The organism is Paenibacillus sp. DRB1-1, assembly GCF_052119485.1.
In the GTDB taxonomy this organism is placed as follows: Bacteria; Bacillota; Bacilli; order Paenibacillales; family Paenibacillaceae; genus Paenibacillus; species Paenibacillus polymyxa_B.
In genome coordinates this window covers 3,885,632-3,909,867 of sequence record NZ_JBODQH010000001.1, presented here as the reverse complement: position 1 = coordinate 3,909,867, position 24,236 = coordinate 3,885,632, and the positions used below count along the sequence as shown (strand labels likewise).

Sequence of the window (24,236 nt, the reverse complement as noted above, 5' to 3'; positions counted from 1 at the left end):
TATCATCCTTTCAGGTATCAAGACTTCACAGCTCCGGCCATTGCACCGCCGACAATAAAGCGCTGGAGGAAAATATACAAAATCACGAGCGGTAGTGTAACAATCAGAATGCCGCAAGCGAGCAGCGGCCAGTTGTTCATGTATTGTCCGTAGAAGGAGAACAATCCCTTGGTCACTGGCTGATAAGCAGGATCAGACAAATAAATAGTAGGACCTATAATGTCATTCCACGCCCCAATAGCTGTCAAAATAATGCCTGTCGCCAACACTGGCTTCATCAGCGGGACAAGAATCGTAAACAAATATCGTGAATATCCGCACCCGTCCATTGCAGCCGCTTCATCCAGCTCTCGGGAGACAGACTTGATATACCCTACAAACATCAGGAAGGCGATGCCGGTACCTGTTGTTTTCAGTAAGATAAAACCAAGCTGTGTATTGTAAAGTCCCAGACTATTAATAAGAGCAAATTGCGGAATCAGAGGATTCGGGAGATACATAGATATCAGGAAAAACACATAAAAGAAGGTACTGAACTTAACGTATCCCCGTGCCAACGGAAAAGCTGCGAACACGGATATAATCAGTGTTAATAACGTAGATACGCCTGTATACAAAATGCTATTCCACATGTATTGAGAGAAGTTCCCTTTCTCCCAAGCATCCATGAAATTTTCCAAATGTAGACTCTTGGCTAGAGCTACAGGATTCATCAAATACTCACTTTGAGTCTTCATGGATACATTAAAAAGGTAAAAAAGAGGGAACACATATAACGAAAGCATGAGCAGTACGATGATGTAGCTCAGTATTTTGGTCCCTTTGGTACTGCTCATTACATTTCCACCTCTCTTCTACGTAAGTAATACAAGGCAATCATCGATACTGTAAATACGAACACGAACTGGATCATAGCAACTGCGGAAGCAAGACCGTAATCTGACGTTCCAGTACCAAAGGCTGTTGCATATACATCAAACGCCAGGGTTGTTGTGTTGAATTTACCACCTGTCAGCACATAAATAATGTCAAAGGTCTGCAAGGCGCCGATAATGGACAGCAGCATATTGACGGTAAAGGACGGTGCAATCATCGGAAAGGTAATATTTTTGAACGCTTTCCATCCAGAGGCACCGTCCATATACCCTGCTTCATATAAGTCACTGGGGATAGATTGGAGTCCGGCTAAGAAAATAGTCATCGAGTAACCCATATACATCCAAATTTGCACAAAAATAATCAACTCAAATGCAATATTGTAATCCCCGAAGAAGTTAGAGCTCGTTCCAAAAAAGTTCATCAAGGCTTGCGCAGGACCCCCAAGCGGATTGGCAAGCAGCTGCCAGATCAGGCCGGATACCGTTACCCCGAGTACAACAGGGAGGAAAAATACAGAGCGATATAACATATCCCCTTTAAGCTTTTTATTAATCAGGACGGCCATGAACAGCCCTACCGCATTTTGAATTACAACCACCGCTACGGCAAAATACAAGGAACGTCCTATAGAAGCGAGACGATCTCCAGAATCGGAGGAGGTGAAGAAAGTTGTGTAATTCTCGAATCCGATAAAACTCCATGTCTGTCCCGGAACCCCGGTAGCATCTGTAAAGGAAAAAAGCACCGTTACCATAGAGGGTCCAAAACCAAGAAGCAAATAGAGCAGAACCGGTATACCCAGCAAAAGATAGGGCATTATCCGGGCCGCACCCTTTCCGAAGGGATACATGTGCCTCACACCTTTTTACATTATTTAAGGTCTTGCAGTTGCCCAATTGTTTTCCTGTAAAATCTATGCATTATTTAGGAGCAGCCGCATCCCAGTCAGCCTGAGATTTCTGAGCAAGTTCCAAAGGAGTCTTTATCGGACCAGCAGGAGCCAAGAATTCTGCATGTGCACTGGCATCCTTAACGTATTGCCCAGCATTCTTACGGTTGATAAACAACTGATCCCAAGAGAGCTTGAAGTTTTCAAGTGACGGCTGAATTTCAGCAACAAAATCACTTTTTATCTTCACATCAGGCTGTGTTGGCAAAAATCCAGCAACGTTCACGAAATCTGTATAGTTCTGCTTCTCAGAAAGCATTTCAAGCCATTTAATCGCATATTCCTTATTCGGTGATTTTTCCAGAACCATCCATGTCATATCGTATTTTCCTGCTAGATTTTTATTTTTGGCAGGATCATTACTACCTGGAATCGGGAAATATCCAAATTTCATCTCTGGATTGGCTGTCTGAATCGTAGTTGCATCCCATGTACCATCCGCAATCATGGCCACACGACCTGAAGCAAACAAGCTTGGCAAGGTTCCATAGTCAATCCCCATAAATCCACTAATGGCGTTGTTCATCAAAATTTGTGATTTTTCCAAAACCTCGAGCTGGACGGGGTCTGTCAGCTTCGTCTTACCTGTCCACAGCCCTTTGATATATTCCAGCTGATCATCATGGATAGAGGCTTGAAGCCCTTGGACAGCAAGGTTAATAGGCCATACATCCTTACCGCCAAAACCAAGCGGTTCTACGCCATTATCCTTGAGCACCTTCATCACATTCACTAGGTCGTCCCATGTCGTCGGCACAGTAAGATTATATTTTTCAAAAATATCTTTGTTGTAAAACAGACCTGTCAGGGCCACCTTTCCCATGTTTACACCGTATACTTTGTCGTTGTAGGTCATGGCATTTTTGACATCTGTAGGATTATAGTTTTTGATAAAAGCTTGATCCGACAGATCTGCAATGAGTCCTCCCTCAATCCACTGCTTCCACATCGGATCAGCTGCTCCCTTAGACCATTCCTGCGGTGCGCCTACGAAGCTGAATTTCAAAGGAATAATGTCTGCATCACCGGTTGAACCAGCATTCATACGCGTTTGCATCAGTTGATCATACGTTGAATCAGCAGGAACCGTCGTATACTCCACCTGAACATCGGGATACTTCTCTTCAAACTTTTTATTAAATTCCTTTATATAGTTATTAATATTTTCTTGCTGCCAATGAATAATCTTTAACGTGACCTTTTTATTCCCGTTCTGTCCAGCTTCACCACCTTTGCCGCAAGCAGCCAGCACCACTATTAAAGCGGTTACAATAAGTAAAGAAAAACACTTTTTCAGCATTGCAAAATTTCCCCCTGTAATCTTAGAATAAATGCATTCACTTTTACGAAAGCGGTTTAGTTAATTACAGCTACTATTATGTATCGATAGCCTGTATTTGTAAATAGAGATTTGTAAATTATCAAAAAAAACACAAATTATCGTTATTACTCCTTAAAATATTAGACAACATCCTTTATTAGCACTGTTGACTCACTTCTATGAGGTAGCATAGAATACGAGTAACCATTAAGTTTAAAAAGAAAAGTCAATTTAACTAAATCAGTTTAGTTACGGAGGATTCCATGAATATAAAAACAATAGCTAGCATGGCAGGCGTTTCAGTGGCAACGGTTTCGAAAATCATTAACAATTACACGGACATCAGTGAGGAAACCCGGCAGCGGGTACTTAAAATCATGGAGGAAACAGGCTATAGACCCTCCTCCTCGGCTAAAACGCTAGCTACCAAAAAATCAAATCTGGTAGGCGTTATATTTGCCGGCAAGCTGAATGTTGATTTTAGTCATCCTTTTTTTGTAGATATCATTAATGTCTTCAAAAAACAGATTGGCTTGCTCGGTTACGATCTGCTGTTTTTTTCAAATGAGAAATTTCTGGATAATGGAGAGGACTATTGGGCTCGCTCGAAATATTTTTCAGTGGACGGGTGCATTATTATTGCTGGAGATGAGGTGGAGAAGAGTGTTTTTGATCTCGACGCCAGCCCTATCCCCTGCATCGGTGTCGATATTGAACTAACCGGAGCCAGTTCCTGCTATATTATGTCCGACAATCAGAAGATTTCAATGAAGGTTGTTGAGCACTTTTACATGAATGGATACCGCGAAATGGGTTTTATAGGCATTGAACGCCCCTCCTTGGTTATTAAAGAGAGAGAGGAGGCCTTTATCGCTTCACTAAAACGGTTTAGTCTTGATGTCAGACCTGAATGGATCGTGTATGGTAAGGACTACGCGGCAGAAGATGGATACCAGATCGCGAAGGCGTGGATACAGCAAGGAAATTTACCAAAAGCTATTTTTGCGGCTACCGACCTGCTTGCCTTTGGTGCCATACGTGCTTTCAAGGAAAGCGGCTTGAGGGTACCCGAGGATATTGCTGTAGTGGGATGTGATGATATAGAAGCCTGTCGTTATACCGATCCTCCACTGACGACTGTAAAACAAGACAAGCAAAAAATAGGCCGTCTAGCCGCTATGGTGCTGTTTGACCTGATGAATAAACAAATGGATACAAAATGTATTAAAGTAGAGCCGGAACTAGTCATTCGTAGCTCCTGCGGAGCCCGGCAACATTGGAACCATACGAAGGTCAAGAGTTAGCACATGCCTTAAAAAAGATGACTTCTGATAAATTCAGAAGTCATCTTTTTGCAGTTTAATATTCAGAGACCCATCGCTTAATCTATCACTTGTAGGCCATCGTCGCATTCACAGCCTTTTTCCAGCCTTCATACAAGCTTTCACGTGTTGATTCATCCATATCCGGGGCAAAAGAGGTTTCCACCCTCACCCGCTTGCGAAGTTCATCCGTGCTCTTCCAATATCCAATAGCCAAACCCGCCAGACATGCAGCCCCAAGTGCCGTCGTCTCATGGATAACTGGCCGCTCCACTGTTGCATCCAAAATATCGCTCTGGAATTGCATCAGAAAATTGTTCAATACAGCTCCTCCATCCACCCGCAGCGTCTTCACTGAAATACCTGAATCAATCTCCATGGCTGTAAGCACGTCCTTGGTCTGATAAGCAAGTGACTCCAATGTGGCGCGGATAAAATGCTCCTTCGTGGTCCCGCGTGTCAGGCCGAACATCGCTCCGCGCACCTCGCTATCCCAGTAGGGGCTACCCAGTCCGACAAAAGCGGGTACAAGATACACTCCTTCTGTAGACGAAACACGGGCGGCATAAGGCTCACTGTCCTTCGCTTCACGGAACATGCGCAACCCGTCTCGCAGCCACTGGATCGCCGACCCCGCTACAAACACACTCCCCTCGAGTGCATATTGTACTTTGCCTTCCTCCAGTCCCCAAGCGATGGTCGTAATCAGACCGTGCTTGGATTCAACAGGCTGATCCCCCGTATTCATCAGCATAAAGCAGCCTGTGCCGTAAGTATTTTTGATCATCCCTTTTTCGTAACATGCCTGACCAAACAAGGCTGCCTGCTGGTCACCTGCTGCACCGGCGATTGGTACATTCTGACCAAAGAAATGATAATCCACGGTGTGCGCATATACCTCGGAAGAAGGTCTTACCTCAGGTAGCATGATTTTCGGAACACCCAGAATGTCCAGCAGCTCTTCGTCCCACTTTAGTTCATAAATGTTGTACATCAGCGTCCTGGCTGCATTAGAGTAGTCCGTTACATGTGCCGTTCTGCCGGATAGTTTCCAGATCAGCCACGAGTCAATCGTACCGAATAACAGGTCACCTCGTTCTGCCTTTTCCCGAGCGCCCTCCACATGGTCCAGTATCCACTTTACTTTAGTGCCTGAAAAATACGGGTCGATCAACAGCCCTGTTTTGCTGTGAAACAGCTCCTCGTGCCCTTGCCGCTTCAATTCTTCACAGATGTCCGAGGTTTGGCGTGATTGCCATACGAGTACGTTATACACAGGTACTCCTGTATTTTTGTCCCACACAGCCACCGATTCTCGCTGATTGGTAATGCCGATGGCAGCCACTTGATTTGCTTTTACACCGGATTCGGAAAGACAGGAAGCAATGACTCCGAGAATAGAGCTCCAGATTTCATTCGCATTCTGCTCTACCCAGCCGGGATGAGGAAAATATTGCGGAAATTCTCGCTGAGCCGAGTACACTACATCTCCTTCGCTATTGAACAAAATCGCTCTTGAGCTTGTCGTTCCCTGATCTAGTGACAGAATATATTTTCCCATTGTTCATCTCTCCCCGTGTAAATCCATCGTTTTTACGCTGTAAGTTTGTGATCCGTTTTATGACTTTTATAAGTACGACTAATACGGAAGGTAATCAAGAGTACAATCACGATGATCCCTAGTAAAATCCAGAAAGCCGGAGTCACACTCCCCTTAAAAACAGCCTGATAAAATAGCCCTGCGAAAGATCCACCCAACAGCGGCCCTACAATGGGCACCCAGGCATATTTCCAATTGGATGCTCCCTTACCGGGAATCGGTAGTAAATAATGCATCAGACGCGGCCCAAAATCTCTCGCTGGATTGATGGCATAGCCCGTTGTGCCTCCAAAGGATAAACCGATACTGACAACCAAAAAACCCACAATCAGCGGTTTCAAGCCCCCTGTAAATGAATTGGCACCAAATGACTGCAGAGCAAGAACAAAGATGAAAGTACCTATCATTTCACTAAGCACGTTGGCAAACGGATGATCAATAGCCGGTCCTGTCGCAAATACACTAAGTTTGGTTGCAGTGTCCTCCGTCTCTTTCCAGTGAGGCCAATAATGCAAAACGACGATTATCGCACCCGCCATGGCCCCGAGAAGCTGAGCAACAATATAGCCGGGAACGTCCTGCCACGGAAAAATGCCCTGAAATGCCAACGCCAGTGTCACTGCCGGATTCAAATGCGCTCCGCTGATTTCACCCACTGCATACACCCCAATAGCAACCGCGAGCCCCCATCCCATTCCAATCACAATCCAGCCGGAAGCGTGAGCAAATGACTTTTTCAGGGACACCCCTGCGCACACTCCGCCACCTAGGGCAATAAGAATCATTGTCCCTATGAATTCGGCTGCGTATGGCGACATACAACCTACCTCCTCAATAGATCATCCGATTTCGATCGCTTTCATCGCGCAAAAAAAGAAAAGCCATCACAAACCAACCCTGTGCTGTACCATGGGTGTCTGCGTGGCTCTCTTATCTCCGTCACGATTATTAACTTAAATTTGATACTATATAAGCATGTAAGCGATGTCAACTGCGGATTTACGTCTTTTCATAGCTTAAAATAATCGTTGACCATGTTAGTTTCTCCGATTTATGATGTAAAAAAATGGTTTAATGTGAAGGTTTCAGGATGAATACGACACTCCCAAACTCGATGAAGAAGGGAAGAATGTTATGCTGAAATTTCTGCAGAAAATCGGCAAGTCGCTAATGCTTCCAGTAGCCACTCTACCCGCCGCAGGGATTTTACAAGGATTAGCACTGATTAATTATGAATCGGATATACCGCTTGGTCCCGGAGTTGGCGGATTTCTGAATCATTATGTCACTCCTTTTCTGAACGAGGGGGCGGGGGCCATCTTCGGGAACCTGGCGCTCATTTTCTCCATCGGTGTTGCCATTGGTCTGGCAGGCGACGCAGTAGCCGCATTATCGGCAGTCATTGCCTATATGGTGCTGACCCGTATTTTGGCGGCAGTGCCGGGTATATTTGCATATATTCCAGACGACGTCAAGCTGGACATGGGCGTATTGGGTGGTATTTTTATCGGTGGATGGTCTGCTTTTCTGTTTAAAAAATATCATAATATTCAACTTCCAGATTGGCTTGGCTTCTTCTCGGGCAAACGTTTTGTCCCCATGATCACCGCCTTCACGACCATGATTCTGGCCATTCTGCTCGGAATGATCTGGAGTCCAATACAAGATGGGATTGCAGCCTTCGGCAACTGGATTGTCGGCTTTGGCGGAGTCGGATCAATGGTATTCATGATTGCCAATCGGCTGCTGATCCCACTCGGTTTGCATCATGTGTTGAACTCGATCGCTTGGTTTCAAATTGGTGACTACACCAATGCTGCCGGTGAGGTCGTTCATGGTGACCTGACGCGTTTTTTCGCAGGCGATACATCGGCGGGAATATTCATGTCCGGCTTCTTCCCCATTATGATGTTCGCTCTGCCAGCAGCAGCCCTCGCATTCATTCATACGGCCAAACCGGAAAAACGTAAAGCCGTCGCTTCCATTTTCATCGGTTCTGCACTGGCATCGTTCCTGACCGGAATTACCGAGCCCCTCGAATTTTCGTTTATGTTCATTGCACCATTGCTTTACGGCGTTCATGCTCTGCTGACAGGCCTAAGCGGCCTGGTCGTATACCTACTGGATGTCAAACTCGGCTTTTCTTTTTCAGCAGGACTCATTGACTATCTGGTCAATATGAAACTCTCCACCCACCCATTGCGAATGATCCCGGTCGGGCTTGTCTTCGCCCTCATTTATTACTTTCTGTTCCGATTCATCATTCTCAAATTCAACCTAAAAACTCCTGGGCGTGAAGATGATGTAGAAGACAGTCTCCTGTCTGAGGCTAACGAATCTGTACCCATTGGAAAGGCAAGCGCCATATCCGACACTCAATCCAGTCAGGCAGGCAGAATACTAACCTATCTCGGCGGTTCAGACAATATTCAAAGCATTGATGCTTGCATCACACGGCTGCGTCTTGTCGTCAAAGACGACAAAGCGGTTAATGATCAAGCTCTCAAGCAGCTCGGAGCATCGGGAATCATCAGGCTTGGTAACGGTACCCTGCAGGTTATTTTCGGGACTCGGTCCGAAATTCTGAAAGATGAAATACAGCGGTTGATGTCATGAGCTGAATACTTATTTAAGCACGTGCGCTCTTCATATAACAGACGCACGTGCTTTTATTTATTGATAAACGTTTCAAATTTTTTGTTTTTGGTTAAGGCAATGCACATAAATGGGTAACAGCTTCATATGATGGAGCTAAACCATTTACAACTTGTTTAGCAGGCAGATTATCTCAGACAGCAAGGAGGGAAATGATGTGAAGACAGTACAATGGCTGGTATTATGTCTTGCTTTTCTCACGATGTTCAGTGCTTGTAGTGGACCCTCGTTCTCTGAAAGTCAATCATCTGAAACTAATTTGTCAAACGAAAAAAAGATAACGCTTACATTGTGGTACTGGAACCGTTCTATTGACGATGAACTACTCGCCCAAGCGGAAAAACAATTTCCCAACATTGAATTAAAAACTCAAAAAATAGGCGGTGACTTCAAAGCCAAACTGAAGACAACGCTCGCAGCTCGTTCCGGTGAACCAGACATCGTAGCTCTGAACGATTGGATGGTGGAGCTGTTCCCCAGTGCGGATCGTTTTTATGACTTAAGTGAACTCGGAGCAGACCGCTTGAAGGATCAATATTTGGAATGGAAATGGAATCAGGGGATCACTCCTGATGGTAAAATGATTGCATTTCCCATGGATACAGGACCTACCGCCCTCTTCTACCGAAGTGATCTGTTTGAACAAGCAGGCTTGCCTAGTGATCCTGAAAAGGTTAGTGCCTCCATTCGCACATGGGATGATTACATGGCGGCTGGAGAACAACTTCGCCAGAAATTCGGAAGCCGTTCATTTTTGGCTGACAATATTGTAAACGTTTACAATCAGGTACTCGCTCAGCATACAACCCTTTACTTCAAGCCGGATGGCAGCTATATCGGCAATCAATCTCCTGACATCCGTCTGGGCTGGAAAACCGCTGTCGATTTCCACAAGAAGCATCTGCTCGCCAATGCGGATGGCTGGACTCCCGAATGGAACGCTTCGGTCAATAACGGCAAAATTGCCTCTTTTGTAGGGGCTATCTGGATGAAGCAAGTTCTCACAGAGGCCGCGCCGGATACAGCGGGTAAATGGAGAGTCGCCCGTGCTCCTGGAGGAGATGGCAACCTGGGTGGTTCTTTCATTTCTATCCTCAAATCCAGCAAACATCCCAAAGAAGCCTTTGAAGTCCTGACCTGGCTGCAAAACCCGGAACACCAGCTGGAAGCCTACCACAAAATGGGACTGTTCCCGTCCACTCCCGGCGTCTATAACGATCCTATCATGGGGACACCCGAGCCTTTCTTTGGTGGTCAGGCCACCGGACTCATCTTTGCCACCTCCGCACGTAATGTGAAGAGCAGCTATTTCGGCGAGCGCTATCCTGTCATCCACGGCATTGTGACCCGTCGCCTTGCTAATGTCGCCAAGCAGGATGGCAATTCCGATGCATTATGGACGGAAACCATGGAACGAATCGAACGGGAATTACAGCGATAAAAACAAAATTCAAAAAAGGCGTGTGGACATTATGCTGAGAGAAATCTGGAAGCACCGTGCCGTTTATGCTGCGATCTCGCCGTTTTATCTGCTGTTTGGCATCTTTGGACTGTTTCCGATTGGTTTTTCATTATATCTAGCATTTCACAAATGGGACGGGATCGGAGACATGACCTACAACGGCTGGGGCAACTTTCGCTACCTTATAACAGATCATGAATTTTGGCAGGCTGTAGGCAACACCTTTGTGATCTGGGTGTATGCAACGATTCCGATGCTATTCTTCGCACTGATTATTGCCTTTCTGCTTTATGCCCCTTTTGTGAAAATGCGCACCTTATGGCGAGTCGGATTCTTCCTGCCAAATGTGACGTCTATTGTGGCTGTTGCCATCATATTTGGTGCCTTATTTGCCAACAATTTTGGATTTCTCAACTACCTGCTGCAACTCATGGGACTACCCATGGTTCAATGGCTGAATGTGCCATGGGGTATCCAAATTGCCATTTCTTCTATGGTCGTATGGAGATGGATGGGCTACAACGCAATCATCTATCTGGCTGGACTCCAAAGTATTCCGCATGTGCTGTATGAGGCCGCCAAAATAGACGGGGCAACCGGAGCGCAAGCTTTTTTCCGCATCACTATCCCTATGCTACGCCCAGTCATTCTGTTTACGGTCATTACGTCCACCATCGGCGGTATGCAGCTCTTCACCGAGCCACAGGTCCTGGTCGGTAATGACGGCGGTTCCGGGGCAAGTGGCATGACCATCGTTTTATACCTGTACCGCGAGTCGTTCATTAACAACTATTTTGGATATGGTGCAGCCGTCGGATGGGGCATGTTCCTCATCATTGCTCTATTCTCCATCATAAACTGGAAACTCGTTCAAGGTAAAAAATAACGATGGGAAGGAGCTTCACAACATGATGCAGACACGCGCAAAATCCTTTGTTTTATATGCCGGATTGTTGGTGGGAATCATCCTGTCGATGTTTCCATTTTACTGGCTGATCGTCATGGCAACCCGTACAACCTCAGACATCTATCGTTTTCCACCACAATTGTGGTTTGGCAGCCACTTCTTGGATAACATAACGAGAGTATTACAACAGATTAATTTTGCCGGAGCCTTTTTTAATACCCTTTTTGTAGCCGGTTCTGTTACCCTATTGGTTCTGTTTTTCGATTCACTAGCAGGTTTTGCATTCGCCAAGTTTGATTTTCCGGGCAAAAAAGTGCTATTTATCGTTCTGCTAGCTACGATGATGGTCCCTTCACAACTTTCGCTTGTCCCCTCCTTTGTCATGATGGCCTCCTTTGGATGGGTAGGTACGTTCAAAGCGCTTATCATCCCGGGGATGGTAAATGCCTTCGGCATTTTCTGGATTCGTCAATATGCGGAAGAATCCATTCCAAAGGAACTGCTGGATGCGGGCCGGATGGACGGATGCAGCTTTTTTCGACTGTACTTGAATGTAGCACTGCCTATTCTACGTCCTGCGTTCGCTTTTCTCGGCGCGTTTACCTTTATAGGAGCCTGGAATGATTATTTATGGCCGCTAATCGTCTTAACGGATGAGCGTAAATTCACGCTCCAGATTGCACTGTCACAATTGAACGGGATTTACAATACGGATTATGCGATGGTCATTGCGGGCACCCTGCTGGCTGTACTGCCACTTATTATTTTATTTCTTTTCATTAGCCGCCAGTTTATTTCCGATCTTGCCGCCGGAGCGGTCAAAGATTAGATTTACTTGAATTCCCTTATTCATTTCATGTATAATAGTTAATCGTCATTTCAAATAGCTTACATGATGAAGTTAGGTATCCAACAGGCAATCAGGTTAAGCGATTTACGATTTGAACATGAACTATGAACTGAGGGAAACTTACCAGATGAACAAATTCACATATTATAACCCCACCAAATTAATTTTTGGAGACAATCAAATTGAAGAACTCCAGCAGGAGCTGCTGAATTACGGCAAAAACATTTTGCTGGTATACGGAGGTGGAAGTGTCAAACGAAATGGTCTGTATGACCAGGTATTAAACGCGTTAGAGCCGCTACATCTCAACATTCATGAATTGTCCGGCGTAGAACCGAATCCGCGCTTGTCCACCGTTAAGAAGGGTATCGACATTTGCCGAAATGAAAAAATCGACTTCTTACTTGCAGTAGGCGGTGGAAGCGTTATTGATTGCACCAAAGCCATCGCAGCAGGGGCTGAATATGACGGCGATGTGTGGGATATTATCAACAAAAAGCACATGCCGACCGAGGCTCTGCCATTCGGCACCATCCTCACACTCGCCGCCACCGGTTCAGAAATGAATCCGGATTCTGTTATCACCAACTGGGAAACGAACGAAAAATACGTATGGGGCAGCGCGGTAACGCATCCGAAATTCTCGATTCTGGACCCAAAAAACACCTTCTCTGTGCCACGTGATCAGACGGTATATGGCATGGTGGATATGATGAGCCATGTGTTTGAACAATATTTTCACAATGTTAAAAATACACCGTTGCAAGATCGTATGTGCTTTTCCGTGTTGCAAACCGTGATCGAAACTGCACCTAAGCTGCTGGAGGATTTGCACAACTACGAGCATCGTGAAACGATTTTATATGCCGGAACGATTGCCCTTAACGGAACACTGCAAATGGGCTACTTCGGGGACTGGGCTTCGCATACGATTGAACATGCATTATCCGCTGTATATGATATTCCTCATGCTGGCGGTCTCGCGATCCTGTTCCCCAACTGGATGAGACATACGGTGGATCAGGATGCTGCACGCATGAAGCGGCTGATGCTCAGCATGTTTGATTTAGATACCACTGGTAAAACGGATAAGGAAATTGCTTTGGAGGGGATTGATCGCCTGAGTGCATTCTGGACAAGTCTCGGTGCCCCTTCCACCCTGGCCGATTACAATATTAATGATGAGCAATTGGAAAAAGTCGCAAACATTGCAGCCCGTGAAATGGAATACGGAGGCTTCGGTAATTATAAAAAGCTGAATCAAGAAGATATTTCAGCTATTTTGCACGCATCGTTATAACATTCAAAAGGGAGTGTCCTCAAGCCTGTGATGACTGAGGGCACTCCCTTTTGGAATTTATGAATTAACCGTTTGTCCTTTTTCTTCTACTTGGATAGCTGCCCCTACACTGGCACCTGCAAGAATGCCCTTTTTCTTACTAGAATTCAGAGAATCCATATAGGTTCGGGTTTCTGCGACTACAATTCCTGATAAGCCGAGCAGGGCAATCAGGTTCGGGAAAGCCATCATTGCGTTAAATATATCTGCCAGCAGCCAAATCGCATCCAATTTAATGAACGCACCCCCGGCAACCAGTACGATGAACAGATAACGGTATGGCTTAATCCACTTGACCCCAAGCAAATATTCAACACAGCGTTCCCCGTAATAGTTCCAGCCGAGCATGGTGGTGAACGCGAACATAATCAGAATGATTGTGAGCAGTTCTGCCCCCAGCGGGAATGCGCTGGAAAATGCTTGCTGAGTCATCAGGCCCGCGTCGGTAGGCCCGCTCCACACACCACTAACCAGTAGCGTCAACCCGGTCATCACACAAATAACCATCGTATCAATAAACACGCCTGTCATGGAAATTAGCCCTTGCTCCGCAGGCCATTTAGTTTTGGCAGCTGCAGCTGCAATCGGTGCGCTTCCCAATCCGGCCTCATTGGCAAAAATACCTCTGGCTACCCCACTTCGCATCGCTAGCATAATCGTAGCTCCGGCAAATCCGCCCGTTGCAGATGTAGTTGAAAATGCCGAATGGAGCACCAGCGCAATTGCAGCAGGAAGTTGGTCAGCAAACCGAATCAGTACGATGAGACAGATCAGTACATACAAGCCTGTTTTAAAAGGAACGACCTTCGTCGATACCTTGGCAATGCTTTTGAGTCCTCCAATAGTAACAAGTCCTGTAAGGATAGCAATAATCAGTGCCGTTACAATGGGCGGAACGCCAAAACTATTTTCAGTCGAAGATACAATCGCTTTGACCTGCGGAAACGTTCCAATCCCGAACAACGCTACCAGCATGCCCGAAAAAGCAAACAGCATCGCCAGCGGTTTAAAACGGCGTCCCAGACCTTTCTCAATATAATACATCGGGCCGCCGGAAAATTGCCCATTCCGATCCTTCACCCGGTATTTTACCGCAAGTACACCTTCCGCATATTTCGTCGCCATCCCAAAAAAGGCTGCAACGACCATCCAGAACAAGGCACCCGGCCCGCCCAGCTTAATGGCTGTCGCTACGCCGACAATACTTCCTGTGCCAACTGTAGCCGCCAACGCTGTACTCAAAGCCGCAAAACTACTTACATCCCCGCTGCCTTCATTCGGGGCCTTACCGATCAGCTTGATCGCCAGGGGCAGGCGGAATACCTGCAGCATCTTCAAACGTATGGTCAGCCACAACCCCGTTCCCATGACAAGAATGATGAGAGGCGCCCCCCATATCCAACTGCTAATCGCTTCTAACACATGTACCAAATTCATTTCAACCCGCTCCTCCAGCATATTAGAAAACAAAAAAGAGTCAAATCCGCTGATTCGACTCCTGGAGAGGTTAAAGGCACGAAAAAATACAACCATCTTGCGCAGGTTTCTGCCTCTAATAGCTTATAAAAAAGCCTAGGGCATTCCCTGTCACAGGTTATTCGCGTCTCTGTCCTTTTGCCTGAGAGTTTAAGCAGATGTTCTCTGCGGTGCACCTTCGGCGCCCAATTAAGGGTCTCTCCAGAGTTCTGTCCGTTTACGGTCCCCGCTTGTTGCTGTAATCAGCCTAAGCACCTGAGAGTTTTGCCCCTTCGGTCGGAACTTTCGTTCCATCTCCCGCAAACATCAACCAGACATATGAAATTTTTATTTATTATACAGAAAACTTTCAGCTTATTACAAGTGAAAAGTTTGTGAAGCCCGCTGAAATATTATTATTGTGTCTATCAAAAAAGCGGGTACAGCAGATTGCATCCTTAGGATGTCCTCTGCTATACCCGCCCGAGAAGATATAGTATTACAATTCTTCACCATTGGTTGCTATCACATTTTTATACCAGTTAAATGAGTCCTTTTTGGAGCGTTTGAGCGTTCCGTTACCGTCATCATCCAGATCAACGTAAATAAATCCGTAGCGCTTGGACATTTCGGAAGTAGACATGCTCACAAGGTCGATAGGACCCCAGCTGGTGTAGCCAAGCAGATCAACACCGTCGGCAATCGCTTCCTTCATTTGAACAATATGCTGACGCAAGTAATCAATACGATATGTGTCATGCACAGAACCGTCTTCTTCTACCTTATCATAAGCACCTAGGCCATTTTCCACGATGAACAGCGGCTTTTGGTAGCGGTCATATAACGTGTTCAGTGTAACACGCAGACCGATCGGATCAATTTGCCATCCCCAGTCAGAGGACTGTAAATATGGATTTTTCACGCCACCAATCAGGTTTCCTGCTGCTTTCTCACCTTCTGGACCTGCAGAAACGGTCAAGGTCATGTAGTAGCTGAATGAGATATAATCGACCGTGTTATTTTTTAAAATTTCGGCATCGCCTGGTTCTGTGTGTATAACAACATTATTTTCTTCAAAATAACGATTCATGTAGTTGGAATATTCCCCACGGGCATGCACATCCGTAAAGAATAGGTTCATCTGATTTTCATTCTGGGCTTTCAGTATATCCTCTGGGTTACACGTATGTGGATAGCTTTCCAAACGAGCCAACATACAGCCGATCTGAGCGCCCGGGATGATCTCATGTCCCCGTTTGGTCGCCAGTGCACTAGCTACAAATTGATGATGCAGTGCTTGATATATCGCTTGTTGTTTGTTTTCTACACGGTCAATGACCACCCCGCCACCGGTAAACGGACTCATGGTCATTACGTTGATTTCATTAAAGGTCAGCCAGTATTTTACTTTATCCTTATAACGCGTGAACACAGTTTCGGCATAATTTACGTAGTGCTGTATAACTTCACGACCCAGCCAGCCATTATACTTCTGAGTCAAACCCAGCGGTGTCTCATAATGTGACAATGTTACCAGCGGTTCAATACCATATTTGCGCAGCTCATCAAATACATTGTCGTAGAATTGTAATCCTGCTTCATTCGGCTCGGCATCATAGCCATTCGGGAAAATCCGCGACCAGTGGATGGACATACGAAATACCTTAAAGCCCATTTCCGCGAACAATGCAATATCTTCTTTGTAGTGGTGGAAGAAGTCCACACCTTCACGCTTTGGAAAACGGGCATTGACTTTGCCTGCCAAAATGTCTTCGAGTCGCTCGGACGAAATCTCCATAGCATGATCGTTCTTGCGCTCTGCTTTGGGTACATAGGCAACCATGTCTGCACTGGACAATCCTTTTCCATCTACGTCAAAAGCGCCTTCCAGTTGGTTAGCTGCGGTTGCACCACCCCACAAGAAGTTTTTTGGAAATCCTTTTAGCGTCTTCGTCATGGTATAAAAACCTCTTTCCGTATTTAAGATTTTTACTTTGGTCCAGTAATCCCATCAAGTGCTGCAAATGTGAATCAATACCTAACGGTAACCGTTCTCCTTTGAAAAGCATTGACAGATGCTTTAAAATAGACGTAATGCCTTCATAAGCATCCTAATCGTTGTAACGCGTTTCATGTCAAGTATTTTTTTCTTATGTGAGGAGAAGCACCATGTCGAATCTTGATCAAATTGCAAAACTGGCGGGCTTTTCCAAAGCTACGGTATCCAGAGTATTAAATCAGTCCCCCCATGTCAGTCACGAAACACGAACTAAGATTTTGAAAATCATGCAGGAATTAGATTATGTTCCTAATCGGAATGCCATTTCTCTATCCAAGGGTCAGACGCTTCAGATCGGTATCATTACTTCAACTATTAATGAAATTGTTCTCGCTTTTCTGGACAGCTTTGTGGAAGTAGCCGGCCAGTATGGATTCCAAACCATTATTTATACTTCGGGAGAAGACAAAAAGAAAGAGCTTCAAGCCTTTGAGGATTTAAAAAGAAAAAGAGTCGATGCGCTGGTCATCATTTCCTGCGTGAATGACACTGATTTTTTGAGTACCTATTGCAAATATGGCCCGATCGTTTCGTGGCAACGAATGGAGCATACCGATATTCGCTCCGTCGCTATGGACCAGTATGAAGGATATATGTTAGCGCTCAAACATTTGATACAAAAAGGCTATACTCGTATATCCAATGCTTTTGGTCGTCCGAGCAGCATCAATACCCATAGCAGACAACGAGCCTACGAACAAATCATGAGTGAGCACAATCTGCCAGTGTTGCAACACTGGAATCACTCTTCTATTTATAATATCCGTGATGGCGAACAGGTCGTACGGGATTTGTTACAGCGTCGGGAAGCATTCCCAGAGGCTATTTTATGTGCTAACGATTATGTAGCAGTGGGTATTCTCTGCGAAGCACGCAGACAACGGCTTAACGTACCGGAAGATCTGGCGATTGTCGGATTCGATAACACGGAGCTGGCGCATACGATGGGGATTACAACGATTCAAAATCCCATCATGGCTCAAGCCCAAAATGCTTTTTTCATGCTTTCCCCTCAGCTGATTGGACGCCAAATGGAGCTTCATTCGCTAGAGTATAGCCTCATTGAACGTACGACCACGTAAGGTAACGATTTACTTGCAAATTAGGCAAAAGGGCCTTGATATGAAATATTTTTTGTCGAATCAGAATAAAATATGTTGAAATCGCTTTTTTTTGTGCTACAATAGCACTATATCGAAGGATTGTGACCGGTGATGCGGGCAATGCCTGAGTTCAATTGAGTGCTATTGCTAACAATAGTGTTGAATTGTGCTTAGGCATTTTTTATTGGTAAAGGATGGGAGGGGGAACTTCAATGATTATTGAGAAGGTGCTCAATAACAACGTCCTATTGACTAAAAACGATAAAGGCAAAGAGGTCATCGTGATGGGAAGAGGTATTTCCTTCAAAAAGGTGGCTGGCGATCAAGTCGATGATGATAAAATAGATAAGATTTTCATGTTAAATGAAAACGAGTTCACAGCTAAACTAACTGAGCTGCTGAACGATATTCCAGTGTCTCATCTGGAGGTCGTGAATGAAATCGTAACCCATGCAACGGAAGTGCTGGATACGGAGTTAAGCGATAATATTTATTTAACGTTGACCGATCATATTCATTTTGCCATACAACGGCAAGAAAAAGGACTGGCACTCCAAAACGCGATGCTGTATGAAATTAAACGCTTTTACAAAAAAGAATTTGCAGTTGGACTGGATGCTCTCCAAAAAATTGAAAATACGCTCGGAGTAAAATTGGGCGAAGATGAAGCGGGATTTATTGCATTGCATATGGTGAATGCACGGATCGACGGTAACGAAATGAAATCTACACTGAAAATGACCGAGATTGTCCAACATATATTGAACATTATTACGTATCATTACGGAATTGTGCTGGATGAGTCTTCTTTTAGCTATTCGAGATTTTTGACACATTTGCAATATTTTGCGATGCGAGTGATTCGCAAAGAAGTCATTCACAGTGGTGAAGAATTTTTGTACAACCAGGTGAAGCAGACGTATGGCGAAGCTTTTGCGTGTGCCCAAAAGATCAATGAGTATCTGGAAAAAACATACGATCAATATTTAAGCAAGGATGAATACGTATATCTAACTATCCATATTCATCGGGTAACTGAGCGTAATAACATATAACACTAACAACTTCATATCCTCATCGTTCATGGATTGTGACTGGTAAGGCAGGCAAAACCTAAACTGATGGTGAAATCGACGTTCTTCTATAGGAGAGTACGTAGTTTTCACCACGAGTTTAGGTTTTTCTTGTTTACAAGTTTAAAAAGGTGCACGCCGGCGCATCTTAGCAACAGATGTAAACAGTAAATCCTATCAGTAGCAAGAATAACCCATAAGGAGTTCTGAATATGAGTGATAAAGAACTATCTAAAAAAATAGTGACCCTCGTTGGTGGCGAAGAGAATGTCAATTCGGTATTCCATTGCGCTACACGTTTGAGATTTAAATTAAATGATCGTACAAAAGCAGACAAAGCCGCACTGGAAGCAACCCCTGGTGTCATTACAGTAGTGGAAAGCAGCGGCCAGTTTCAAGTGGTCATCGGTAATAATGTAGGTCAAGTGTTTGAGCATATGATGGCAGAAACGAATTTGCAGGATGCAGATAATCCTAATGCCAAAAAGGAAGAATCTTCTGAAAAAACGAATTTTCTTGGCAAAGCGGTCGATATCATTTCCAGCATTTTTTCTCCCATTCTCGGTGCTCTTGCCGGGGCAGGTTTGCTTAAAGGGCTACTGGCGTTAATTTTATCTTTTCAATGGATTAATGATAAAAGCGGTACGTACCTGATCCTAAGTGCAGCTTCCGACAGTGTTTTCTATTTTCTACCTGTGTTTTTGGCTATTACATCGTCCCGTAAATTTAAGACAAACACCTTTGTATCGGTGGCAATCGCCGGAGCTCTGGTCTATCCAGCAGTTATAGCGGCGGTAAGCAACCCAGAAAGATTGGCATTTCTAGGTATTCCGATCATTCTGATTAATTACAGTTCCAGTGTCATTCCAATTATTCTCGCGGTCTGGGTTCAGTCCTATGTGGAGCGCTGGTTCAATTCCTTTATCCATCAATCGGTTAAAAACATTATCGTGCCGATGCTTTCGCTCCTGGTCGTTATTCCGTTAACATTTCTGGCCTTTGGTCCAGTAGGTAACCTGATCAGTCAGGGCTTGGCAAACGGTTTTACATGGGTATACAATTTAAGCCCACTAATTGCCGGGGCTGTTGCCGGGGCATTCTGGCAAGTGTTTGTTATTTTCGGTGTACACTGGGGCTTCGTTCCGGTCATGCTGTCGAATATTGCAACATTGGGCTATGACACGATGCTTCCGATGCTTACAGCAGCCGTACTTTCTCAGGCTGGTGCAACATTGGGGGTATTCCTGAAATCCCGGAACACTCAGATGAAGGCTTTGGCAGGTTCCTCTACGCTGGCCGCTATTTTCGGGATTACAGAACCAACAATTTATGGCATAACTTTGAAATTGAAAAAGCCGTTCATTTATGCTTGTATTTCCGGGGCAATCGGCGGGGCGATTATCGCTTCTGGCGGAGCGCACGCACAATCCTTTGCATTACCGGGTCTACTGGCGTTGCCGACTTATTTCGGACCTGGATTCTTGTGGGTAGTCATCGGTTTGCTCGTTGCCTTTGTACTTGCAGTTGTATTGGTTATGATTTTGGGCTTTGATGATCCAAAAGAAGAAATTGCAAAAACAGAAGCTGCACCCATAAAGAAAGAAGTGGCAATCGAGAAAGAAATTCTCGTAAGCCCACTGCAAGGTAAAGTATTGCCTTTGGAACAATCTTCTGATGTTGCTTTTGCTTCAGGTGCTATGGGGAAAGGAATCCTGATTGATCCTACAGAGGGTGTGCTGACATCCCCTGTCAATGGAACGATTACGACAGTATTCCCGACCGGACATGCAATCGGTATTACTTCCAATGACGGAGCAGAAATTCTGATTCACGTGGGTGTTAATACAGTGAAGCTGAAAGGACAATTCTTTGACAAGCGCGTCAAGGAAGGCGATATAGTTAAGCAAGGACAACTGTTGCTTGAATTTGATATCGAGCAAATTAAGGCGGCAGGCTATACTACGTCTACGCCGATTATCGTAACAAATTCCGCTCAATACCTGGATGTGTTGAACACAATGGAAACTGAAGTGAAGCGTGAGGATTACTTGTTGACTGTTGTGGTCTAACGTTTAACTTTCAGATTAGAGCATTTTGCATAAATCCCAGGAGCGTTTTCAAATCAGCAGTATATAGATCGAAACGCTTTAGTTCGTCTATATACTGTACTTACAAGCGTTGGGGATCGAATTATGCAAAATGCTGATTAAAGAAGCTTTCCCTATGGAAAGCTTCTTTTTTTATACATAATGAGACAAGTGTTACAGCGAAAAATGGAAATATCATTTATTGTAAGTGTAAGAATGTAAAAAAAGGAGGATTTCTGTGAAAAAAGGATATATCGCCGGGTTAAGTGTCATTGTGTTGCTTGTCATTGGTATCGCTATTTCAGCTGCAGTTAAATTTCAAGACCTGGAGCAGGTTGTTCAACAAAAAGACAAAGAAATCCAAGCGAGCAAAAGCAATTACCCAGAAATATATGACCACTTGAATGCGGTTACATTTGATGGTTTTAAGAGTTTGATTCAACAGGATCAAAGTGTATTTGTCTATGTCGGCAGACCGAGTTGTGGCGACTGCAATCGGTTTGAGCCTAACTTTAACAAGATGATCGAACAGTATAATCTAGGCTCTAAAATTACTTTTTTGAACGTTCACAAAATCCACAAGGACAAGCCCCAATGGAATAAATTCAAAGAGGATTACAACGTTAAATACACCCCCACCATTGCAGAATTCAGAAACGGCAAGCTGGTTGATAAAATAGAATGGACACCTAAAAGAGACCTCAGTACGGACGCCGTAAAAGAGTGGCTGACTTCCAAGAAAATTATTTTATAAGTCTCTTTTCTATTCATTTCATTACAAACGCAAAGAAATGTTTATGCAAAAAAAGGTATTCATTCGTGTAGCGCATGAATACCTTTTTTAGGAAAGTACAGGTCATCTAAGCTCTAATAAAAAATAGTTCCTACTACTCTTCACTGCCTTCTGATAAACCTCGTTCGTATCTATCAGTCCCTATATTGTAGACACTTCATAGAGTATGGTCGTCAATCGAATCAGGAAATTCATATCGGATAATATCCGTTTCGGATACGATATGTCCGATTTGTGACTCAATGAATTCTAAATCTCCCTCTACTGCCCCTATAAAATGCTTTGTACCGGGTTCTACCACGATGACTTCACCGGGGCTGACTGTCTGTGTCACGCCATTGATAGAGACACTTCCCGTTCCAGAAACTATGGTCCAAACTTCTTTACGAAACTGATGCTCATGATAGCTGATAAATCTCCCGTTTGAAATGACCACGCGTTTGGTCACTGTCTGCAATCCACTTGCCGCCTGTTGATGGGATAATACGGTTTGCTTTCCCCAGAAGCGCTCCTCAAAACGCGGGCCGATTTCAATTTCTGCCACCATATCCTTAATTCCTGTTGACGACTGCCGATCCGTAACCAGCACGCCATCTGGACCAGCAACAACAATAATGTCTGGAACATTCCAGATGCTAACCGGAATCTCCAGTTCATTGATGATATGCGAGTCATGTGAAGCTTCTGAAATATATCCCGGGCCACTCAGCTTCGAACTTACTTCCCGTACCAACGAATCCCATGTGCCCAAGTCTCTCCATTCTCCATGATATGGGAGCACGGAGAGCTTATGAGTATGCTCTACTACCGCAATATCGAAGCTAGTTTTAGGCAAGTCTGCATAATTTGTCGAAAGAGATTCATAGTCGGCTGGTATACCCATTTGCTTCAGAATATCCAACAAAAAGCCTAGTCTAAAAGCAAACACCCCGCAATTCCATAAGGCCCCTTCACGGATCAACGCTTCTGAACGGATCAGGTCTGGTTTTTCTACAAATGAACTAACCCTATAATATGGCTGGTCAAGTGAAGGAGAGGCTGAAGGCACAATATATCCGTATTTATCAGAGGGCTCCGTTGGAGCAGCCCCCATTAATGCGATATGGCTTCCTGATTGCTCTAATATTGAAGGAAGCCTGCGCAGATGCTCAAAAAATTCATCCCCCGCATACCCGTCCACAGGCATGACCCCTACGATCTCGTCGAGTGATGCGCCTGCAACGTCATGCAAGTAGGCCGTAGCCAGGGAAATAGCCGGGAAGGTATCCCGCTGAGTCGGCTCCTCAATGACTACTGCATCTCCGCCAATTTGTCCCCGGATCAGCTCAGCCTGAGTTCCACTCGTTGAAAAATAGGCCTCATCTGCCAAATTCGCCTCATCCAATTGCCTCCATATTCGTTGCAGCATACTTTCCGGCCGTTCATCATGACGTAGAATAGAAAGAAATTGCTTGGGGCGGTTCACATTGGATAATGGCCAAAGACGTTTACCCGAACCTCCGGATAATAAGATCATTCGCAAAGACGCAACCTTCTTCCTCTAAATTCATATTTTTCTTACTATATAGGACTATTTGTTTTTCGTGTTTTTGCCGAATACATAAGTATGTATTATCGTAGAAAATACATACTTATGCAATGTAATTGTATCTTTGTCTGTACAGGAGATGTCAGTCATGCCCATAAAAATACTCGTCATTGAAGATCAAAAAAGTTTGGCAGATATGATTGCTCTTCATCTTCAGGAGGAAGGCTATCATACCGAGCTTATTTATGACTCTAAACTTGCAATTCCTACACTTATGCGTTTTAAGCCGGATATTATTGTGACCGCTCTAATGTTTTCCGGTAAAGTCGAATGTGCGCTGATCAGCCAAATCCGTCAATTTACCACGGTCCCTATGCTGGTCATCTCTAATAACACCCTGCTGAATATAAGAATAAAGGCTCTGGACGACGGAGCAGATGACTTCTTATGCAAACCATTCAGTCTGATAGAGTTAAATGCCCGCATCAAAGCCCTGCTGCGCCGCTGCGGTCGCAACATGCCCACTGAATCACAAACGGTAACTCAAAAGATTAAAAAGTTAAGGGTTTGGGTGAATGATTACCGTCATTGCCTGTTAGTCGATGACCAAGAAATAGAAGTCACTCAAATCGAATTTTCTATTATAAAAGAGATGTCCTGCAATCCAGGTAAAGTCTTTACCCGCAGTGAGCTGATGGATCGGATCAAAGGCGGGGATGGCGCTTATCTGGATCGTACTATCGACGTACATATTTCCAGCCTCCGCAAAAAAATAGAACGTGACCCTAAAAATCCTCAGCATATCCGTACCGTCTGGGGCAGAGGCTACAAATATGAGATGTAGCCGTATCATG

The 24,236-nt window shown here is 44.7% G+C and carries 19 protein-coding genes and 2 riboswitches; of the genes, 11 read left to right on the top strand and 8 right to left on the bottom strand.

Going from position 1 to position 24,236, the window contains the following annotated elements:
- Window positions 1–17: 17 nt before the first annotated feature.
- From ACQW03_RS17395 to ACQW03_RS17385, 3 genes are all read right to left on the bottom strand, one after another.
- On the bottom strand, window positions 18–836 hold the full coding sequence (locus ACQW03_RS17395; RefSeq protein ID WP_028541564.1) for a carbohydrate ABC transporter permease: 819 nt from the start codon (window positions 834–836) through the stop codon (window positions 18–20).
- Window positions 836–1,729: a carbohydrate ABC transporter permease gene (locus ACQW03_RS17390; RefSeq protein ID WP_028541563.1), complete on the bottom strand. Its 894-nt coding sequence runs from the start codon at window positions 1,727–1,729 to the stop codon at window positions 836–838. The genes ACQW03_RS17395 and ACQW03_RS17390 overlap by 1 nt, the downstream gene beginning before the upstream one ends.
- 70 nt (window positions 1,730–1,799) lie before the next feature.
- Window positions 1,800–3,128, bottom strand: coding sequence for an ABC transporter substrate-binding protein (locus ACQW03_RS17385; protein WP_441950833.1), 1,329 nt, complete (start codon window positions 3,126–3,128; stop codon window positions 1,800–1,802).
- Window positions 3,129–3,412: 284 nt separating this feature from the next.
- On the opposite strand from ACQW03_RS17385, the gene ACQW03_RS17380 reads away from it, so the two are divergent.
- Window positions 3,413–4,453, top strand: a complete 1,041-nt coding sequence (locus ACQW03_RS17380) for a LacI family DNA-binding transcriptional regulator (protein ID WP_076294416.1) — start codon at window positions 3,413–3,415, stop codon at window positions 4,451–4,453.
- Between the two features lie 85 nt (window positions 4,454–4,538).
- On the opposite strand, the gene glpK is transcribed toward ACQW03_RS17380, so the two are convergent.
- Both glpK and ACQW03_RS17370 read right to left on the bottom strand, forming a co-directional pair.
- Window positions 4,539–6,032: a glycerol kinase GlpK gene (glpK, locus tag ACQW03_RS17375; RefSeq protein ID WP_441950831.1), complete on the bottom strand. Its 1,494-nt coding sequence runs from the start codon at window positions 6,030–6,032 to the stop codon at window positions 4,539–4,541.
- 32 nt (window positions 6,033–6,064) lie between these two features.
- Window positions 6,065–6,889, bottom strand: a complete 825-nt coding sequence (locus tag ACQW03_RS17370; protein ID WP_441950829.1) for an MIP/aquaporin family protein — start codon at window positions 6,887–6,889, stop codon at window positions 6,065–6,067.
- A gap of 316 nt (window positions 6,890–7,205) precedes the next feature.
- On the opposite strand from ACQW03_RS17370, the gene ACQW03_RS17365 reads away from it, so the two are divergent.
- The 5 genes from ACQW03_RS17365 to ACQW03_RS17345 all read left to right on the top strand — a co-directional run bounded on the left by ACQW03_RS17365 (window position 7,206) and on the right by ACQW03_RS17345 (window position 13,245).
- A complete protein-coding gene (locus ACQW03_RS17365; RefSeq protein ID WP_071642602.1) occupies window positions 7,206–8,687 on the top strand; it encodes a PTS transporter subunit EIIC in 1,482 nt (493 codons plus the stop codon).
- 196 nt (window positions 8,688–8,883) lie between these two features.
- A complete protein-coding gene (locus ACQW03_RS17360; protein ID WP_441950826.1) occupies window positions 8,884–10,167 on the top strand; it encodes an ABC transporter substrate-binding protein in 1,284 nt (427 codons plus the stop codon).
- A 31-nt stretch (window positions 10,168–10,198) separates the two neighbouring features.
- Window positions 10,199–11,074, top strand: a complete 876-nt coding sequence (locus ACQW03_RS17355; RefSeq protein ID WP_076294466.1) for a carbohydrate ABC transporter permease — start codon at window positions 10,199–10,201, stop codon at window positions 11,072–11,074.
- A 22-nt stretch (window positions 11,075–11,096) separates the two neighbouring features.
- Window positions 11,097–11,924 (top strand): carbohydrate ABC transporter permease, encoded by an 828-nt coding sequence (locus ACQW03_RS17350; protein ID WP_023989996.1) that lies wholly within the window; start codon window positions 11,097–11,099, stop codon window positions 11,922–11,924.
- Between the two features lie 148 nt (window positions 11,925–12,072).
- The gene (locus ACQW03_RS17345; RefSeq protein ID WP_068941706.1) at window positions 12,073–13,245 is read left to right on the top strand and encodes an iron-containing alcohol dehydrogenase; all 1,173 of its coding nucleotides are present in this window, start codon (window positions 12,073–12,075) and stop codon (window positions 13,243–13,245) included.
- Between the two features lie 57 nt (window positions 13,246–13,302).
- Here the strand turns inward: ACQW03_RS17345 and ACQW03_RS17340 are convergent, their stop codons facing one another.
- Window positions 13,303–14,721, bottom strand: a complete 1,419-nt coding sequence (locus tag ACQW03_RS17340; RefSeq protein WP_049827704.1) for an alanine/glycine:cation symporter family protein — start codon at window positions 14,719–14,721, stop codon at window positions 13,303–13,305.
- 159 nt (window positions 14,722–14,880) lie between these two features.
- Window positions 14,881–14,975, bottom strand: a riboswitch (glycine riboswitch).
- 18 nt (window positions 14,976–14,993) lie between these two features.
- A riboswitch (glycine riboswitch) is annotated at window positions 14,994–15,070 on the bottom strand.
- Between the two features lie 168 nt (window positions 15,071–15,238).
- Window positions 15,239–16,696, bottom strand: coding sequence for a glycoside hydrolase family 1 protein (locus ACQW03_RS17335; RefSeq protein ID WP_441950822.1), 1,458 nt, complete (start codon window positions 16,694–16,696; stop codon window positions 15,239–15,241).
- Between the two features lie 212 nt (window positions 16,697–16,908).
- Here ACQW03_RS17335 and ACQW03_RS17330 point away from each other — a divergent pair, with 212 nt between their 5' ends.
- From ACQW03_RS17330 to ACQW03_RS17315, 4 genes are all read left to right on the top strand, one after another.
- A complete protein-coding gene (locus ACQW03_RS17330; protein WP_441950820.1) occupies window positions 16,909–17,880 on the top strand; it encodes a LacI family DNA-binding transcriptional regulator in 972 nt (323 codons plus the stop codon).
- A gap of 233 nt (window positions 17,881–18,113) precedes the next feature.
- Entirely contained in the window at window positions 18,114–18,956 is an 843-nt protein-coding gene (gene licT / locus ACQW03_RS17325; RefSeq protein ID WP_071642609.1) for a BglG family transcription antiterminator LicT, read from the top strand.
- A 230-nt stretch (window positions 18,957–19,186) separates the two neighbouring features.
- The gene (locus tag ACQW03_RS17320; protein WP_220030084.1) at window positions 19,187–21,043 is read left to right on the top strand and encodes a beta-glucoside-specific PTS transporter subunit IIABC; all 1,857 of its coding nucleotides are present in this window, start codon (window positions 19,187–19,189) and stop codon (window positions 21,041–21,043) included.
- Between the two features lie 256 nt (window positions 21,044–21,299).
- Window positions 21,300–21,815, top strand: coding sequence for a thioredoxin family protein (locus ACQW03_RS17315; protein ID WP_441950817.1), 516 nt, complete (start codon window positions 21,300–21,302; stop codon window positions 21,813–21,815).
- 196 nt (window positions 21,816–22,011) lie between these two features.
- Here the strand turns inward: ACQW03_RS17315 and ACQW03_RS17310 are convergent, their stop codons facing one another.
- On the bottom strand, window positions 22,012–23,370 hold the full coding sequence (locus tag ACQW03_RS17310; RefSeq protein WP_071642612.1) for a sugar phosphate nucleotidyltransferase: 1,359 nt from the start codon (window positions 23,368–23,370) through the stop codon (window positions 22,012–22,014).
- 160 nt (window positions 23,371–23,530) lie between these two features.
- Here ACQW03_RS17310 and ACQW03_RS17305 point away from each other — a divergent pair, with 160 nt between their 5' ends.
- Entirely contained in the window at window positions 23,531–24,226 is a 696-nt protein-coding gene (locus tag ACQW03_RS17305) for a response regulator transcription factor (RefSeq protein ID WP_071642613.1), read from the top strand.
- The last annotated feature ends 10 nt before the right edge of the window (window positions 24,227–24,236 follow it).

Bases quoted from the DNA above. Each gene is read 5' to 3' on its own strand.
- glpK (WP_441950831.1), bottom strand. From the start codon at position 6,032: ATGGGAAAATATATTCTGTCACTAGATCAGGGAACGACAAGCTCAAGA.
- ACQW03_RS17365 (WP_071642602.1), top strand. From the start codon at position 7,206: ATGCTGAAATTTCTGCAGAAAATCGGCAAGTCGCTAATGCTTCCAGTA.
- ACQW03_RS17345 (WP_068941706.1), top strand. From the start codon at position 12,073: ATGAACAAATTCACATATTATAACCCCACCAAATTAATTTTTGGAGAC.
- ACQW03_RS17385 (WP_441950833.1), bottom strand. From the start codon at position 3,128: ATGCTGAAAAAGTGTTTTTCTTTACTTATTGTAACCGCTTTAATAGTG.
- ACQW03_RS17335 (WP_441950822.1), bottom strand. From the start codon at position 16,696: ATGACGAAGACGCTAAAAGGATTTCCAAAAAACTTCTTGTGGGGTGGT.
- licT (WP_071642609.1), top strand. From the start codon at position 18,114: ATGATTATTGAGAAGGTGCTCAATAACAACGTCCTATTGACTAAAAAC.
- ACQW03_RS17370 (WP_441950829.1), bottom strand. From the start codon at position 6,889: ATGTCGCCATACGCAGCCGAATTCATAGGGACAATGATTCTTATTGCC.
- ACQW03_RS17395 (WP_028541564.1), bottom strand. From the start codon at position 836: ATGAGCAGTACCAAAGGGACCAAAATACTGAGCTACATCATCGTACTG.
- ACQW03_RS17330 (WP_441950820.1), top strand. From the start codon at position 16,909: ATGTCGAATCTTGATCAAATTGCAAAACTGGCGGGCTTTTCCAAAGCT.
- ACQW03_RS17390 (WP_028541563.1), bottom strand. From the start codon at position 1,729: ATGTATCCCTTCGGAAAGGGTGCGGCCCGGATAATGCCCTATCTTTTG.
- ACQW03_RS17350 (WP_023989996.1), top strand. From the start codon at position 11,097: ATGATGCAGACACGCGCAAAATCCTTTGTTTTATATGCCGGATTGTTG.
- ACQW03_RS17310 (WP_071642612.1), bottom strand. From the start codon at position 23,370: ATGATCTTATTATCCGGAGGTTCGGGTAAACGTCTTTGGCCATTATCC.
- ACQW03_RS17355 (WP_076294466.1), top strand. From the start codon at position 10,199: ATGCTGAGAGAAATCTGGAAGCACCGTGCCGTTTATGCTGCGATCTCG.
- ACQW03_RS17340 (WP_049827704.1), bottom strand. From the start codon at position 14,721: ATGAATTTGGTACATGTGTTAGAAGCGATTAGCAGTTGGATATGGGGG.
- ACQW03_RS17320 (WP_220030084.1), top strand. From the start codon at position 19,187: ATGAGTGATAAAGAACTATCTAAAAAAATAGTGACCCTCGTTGGTGGC.
- ACQW03_RS17380 (WP_076294416.1), top strand. From the start codon at position 3,413: ATGAATATAAAAACAATAGCTAGCATGGCAGGCGTTTCAGTGGCAACG.
- ACQW03_RS17305 (WP_071642613.1), top strand. From the start codon at position 23,531: ATGCCCATAAAAATACTCGTCATTGAAGATCAAAAAAGTTTGGCAGAT.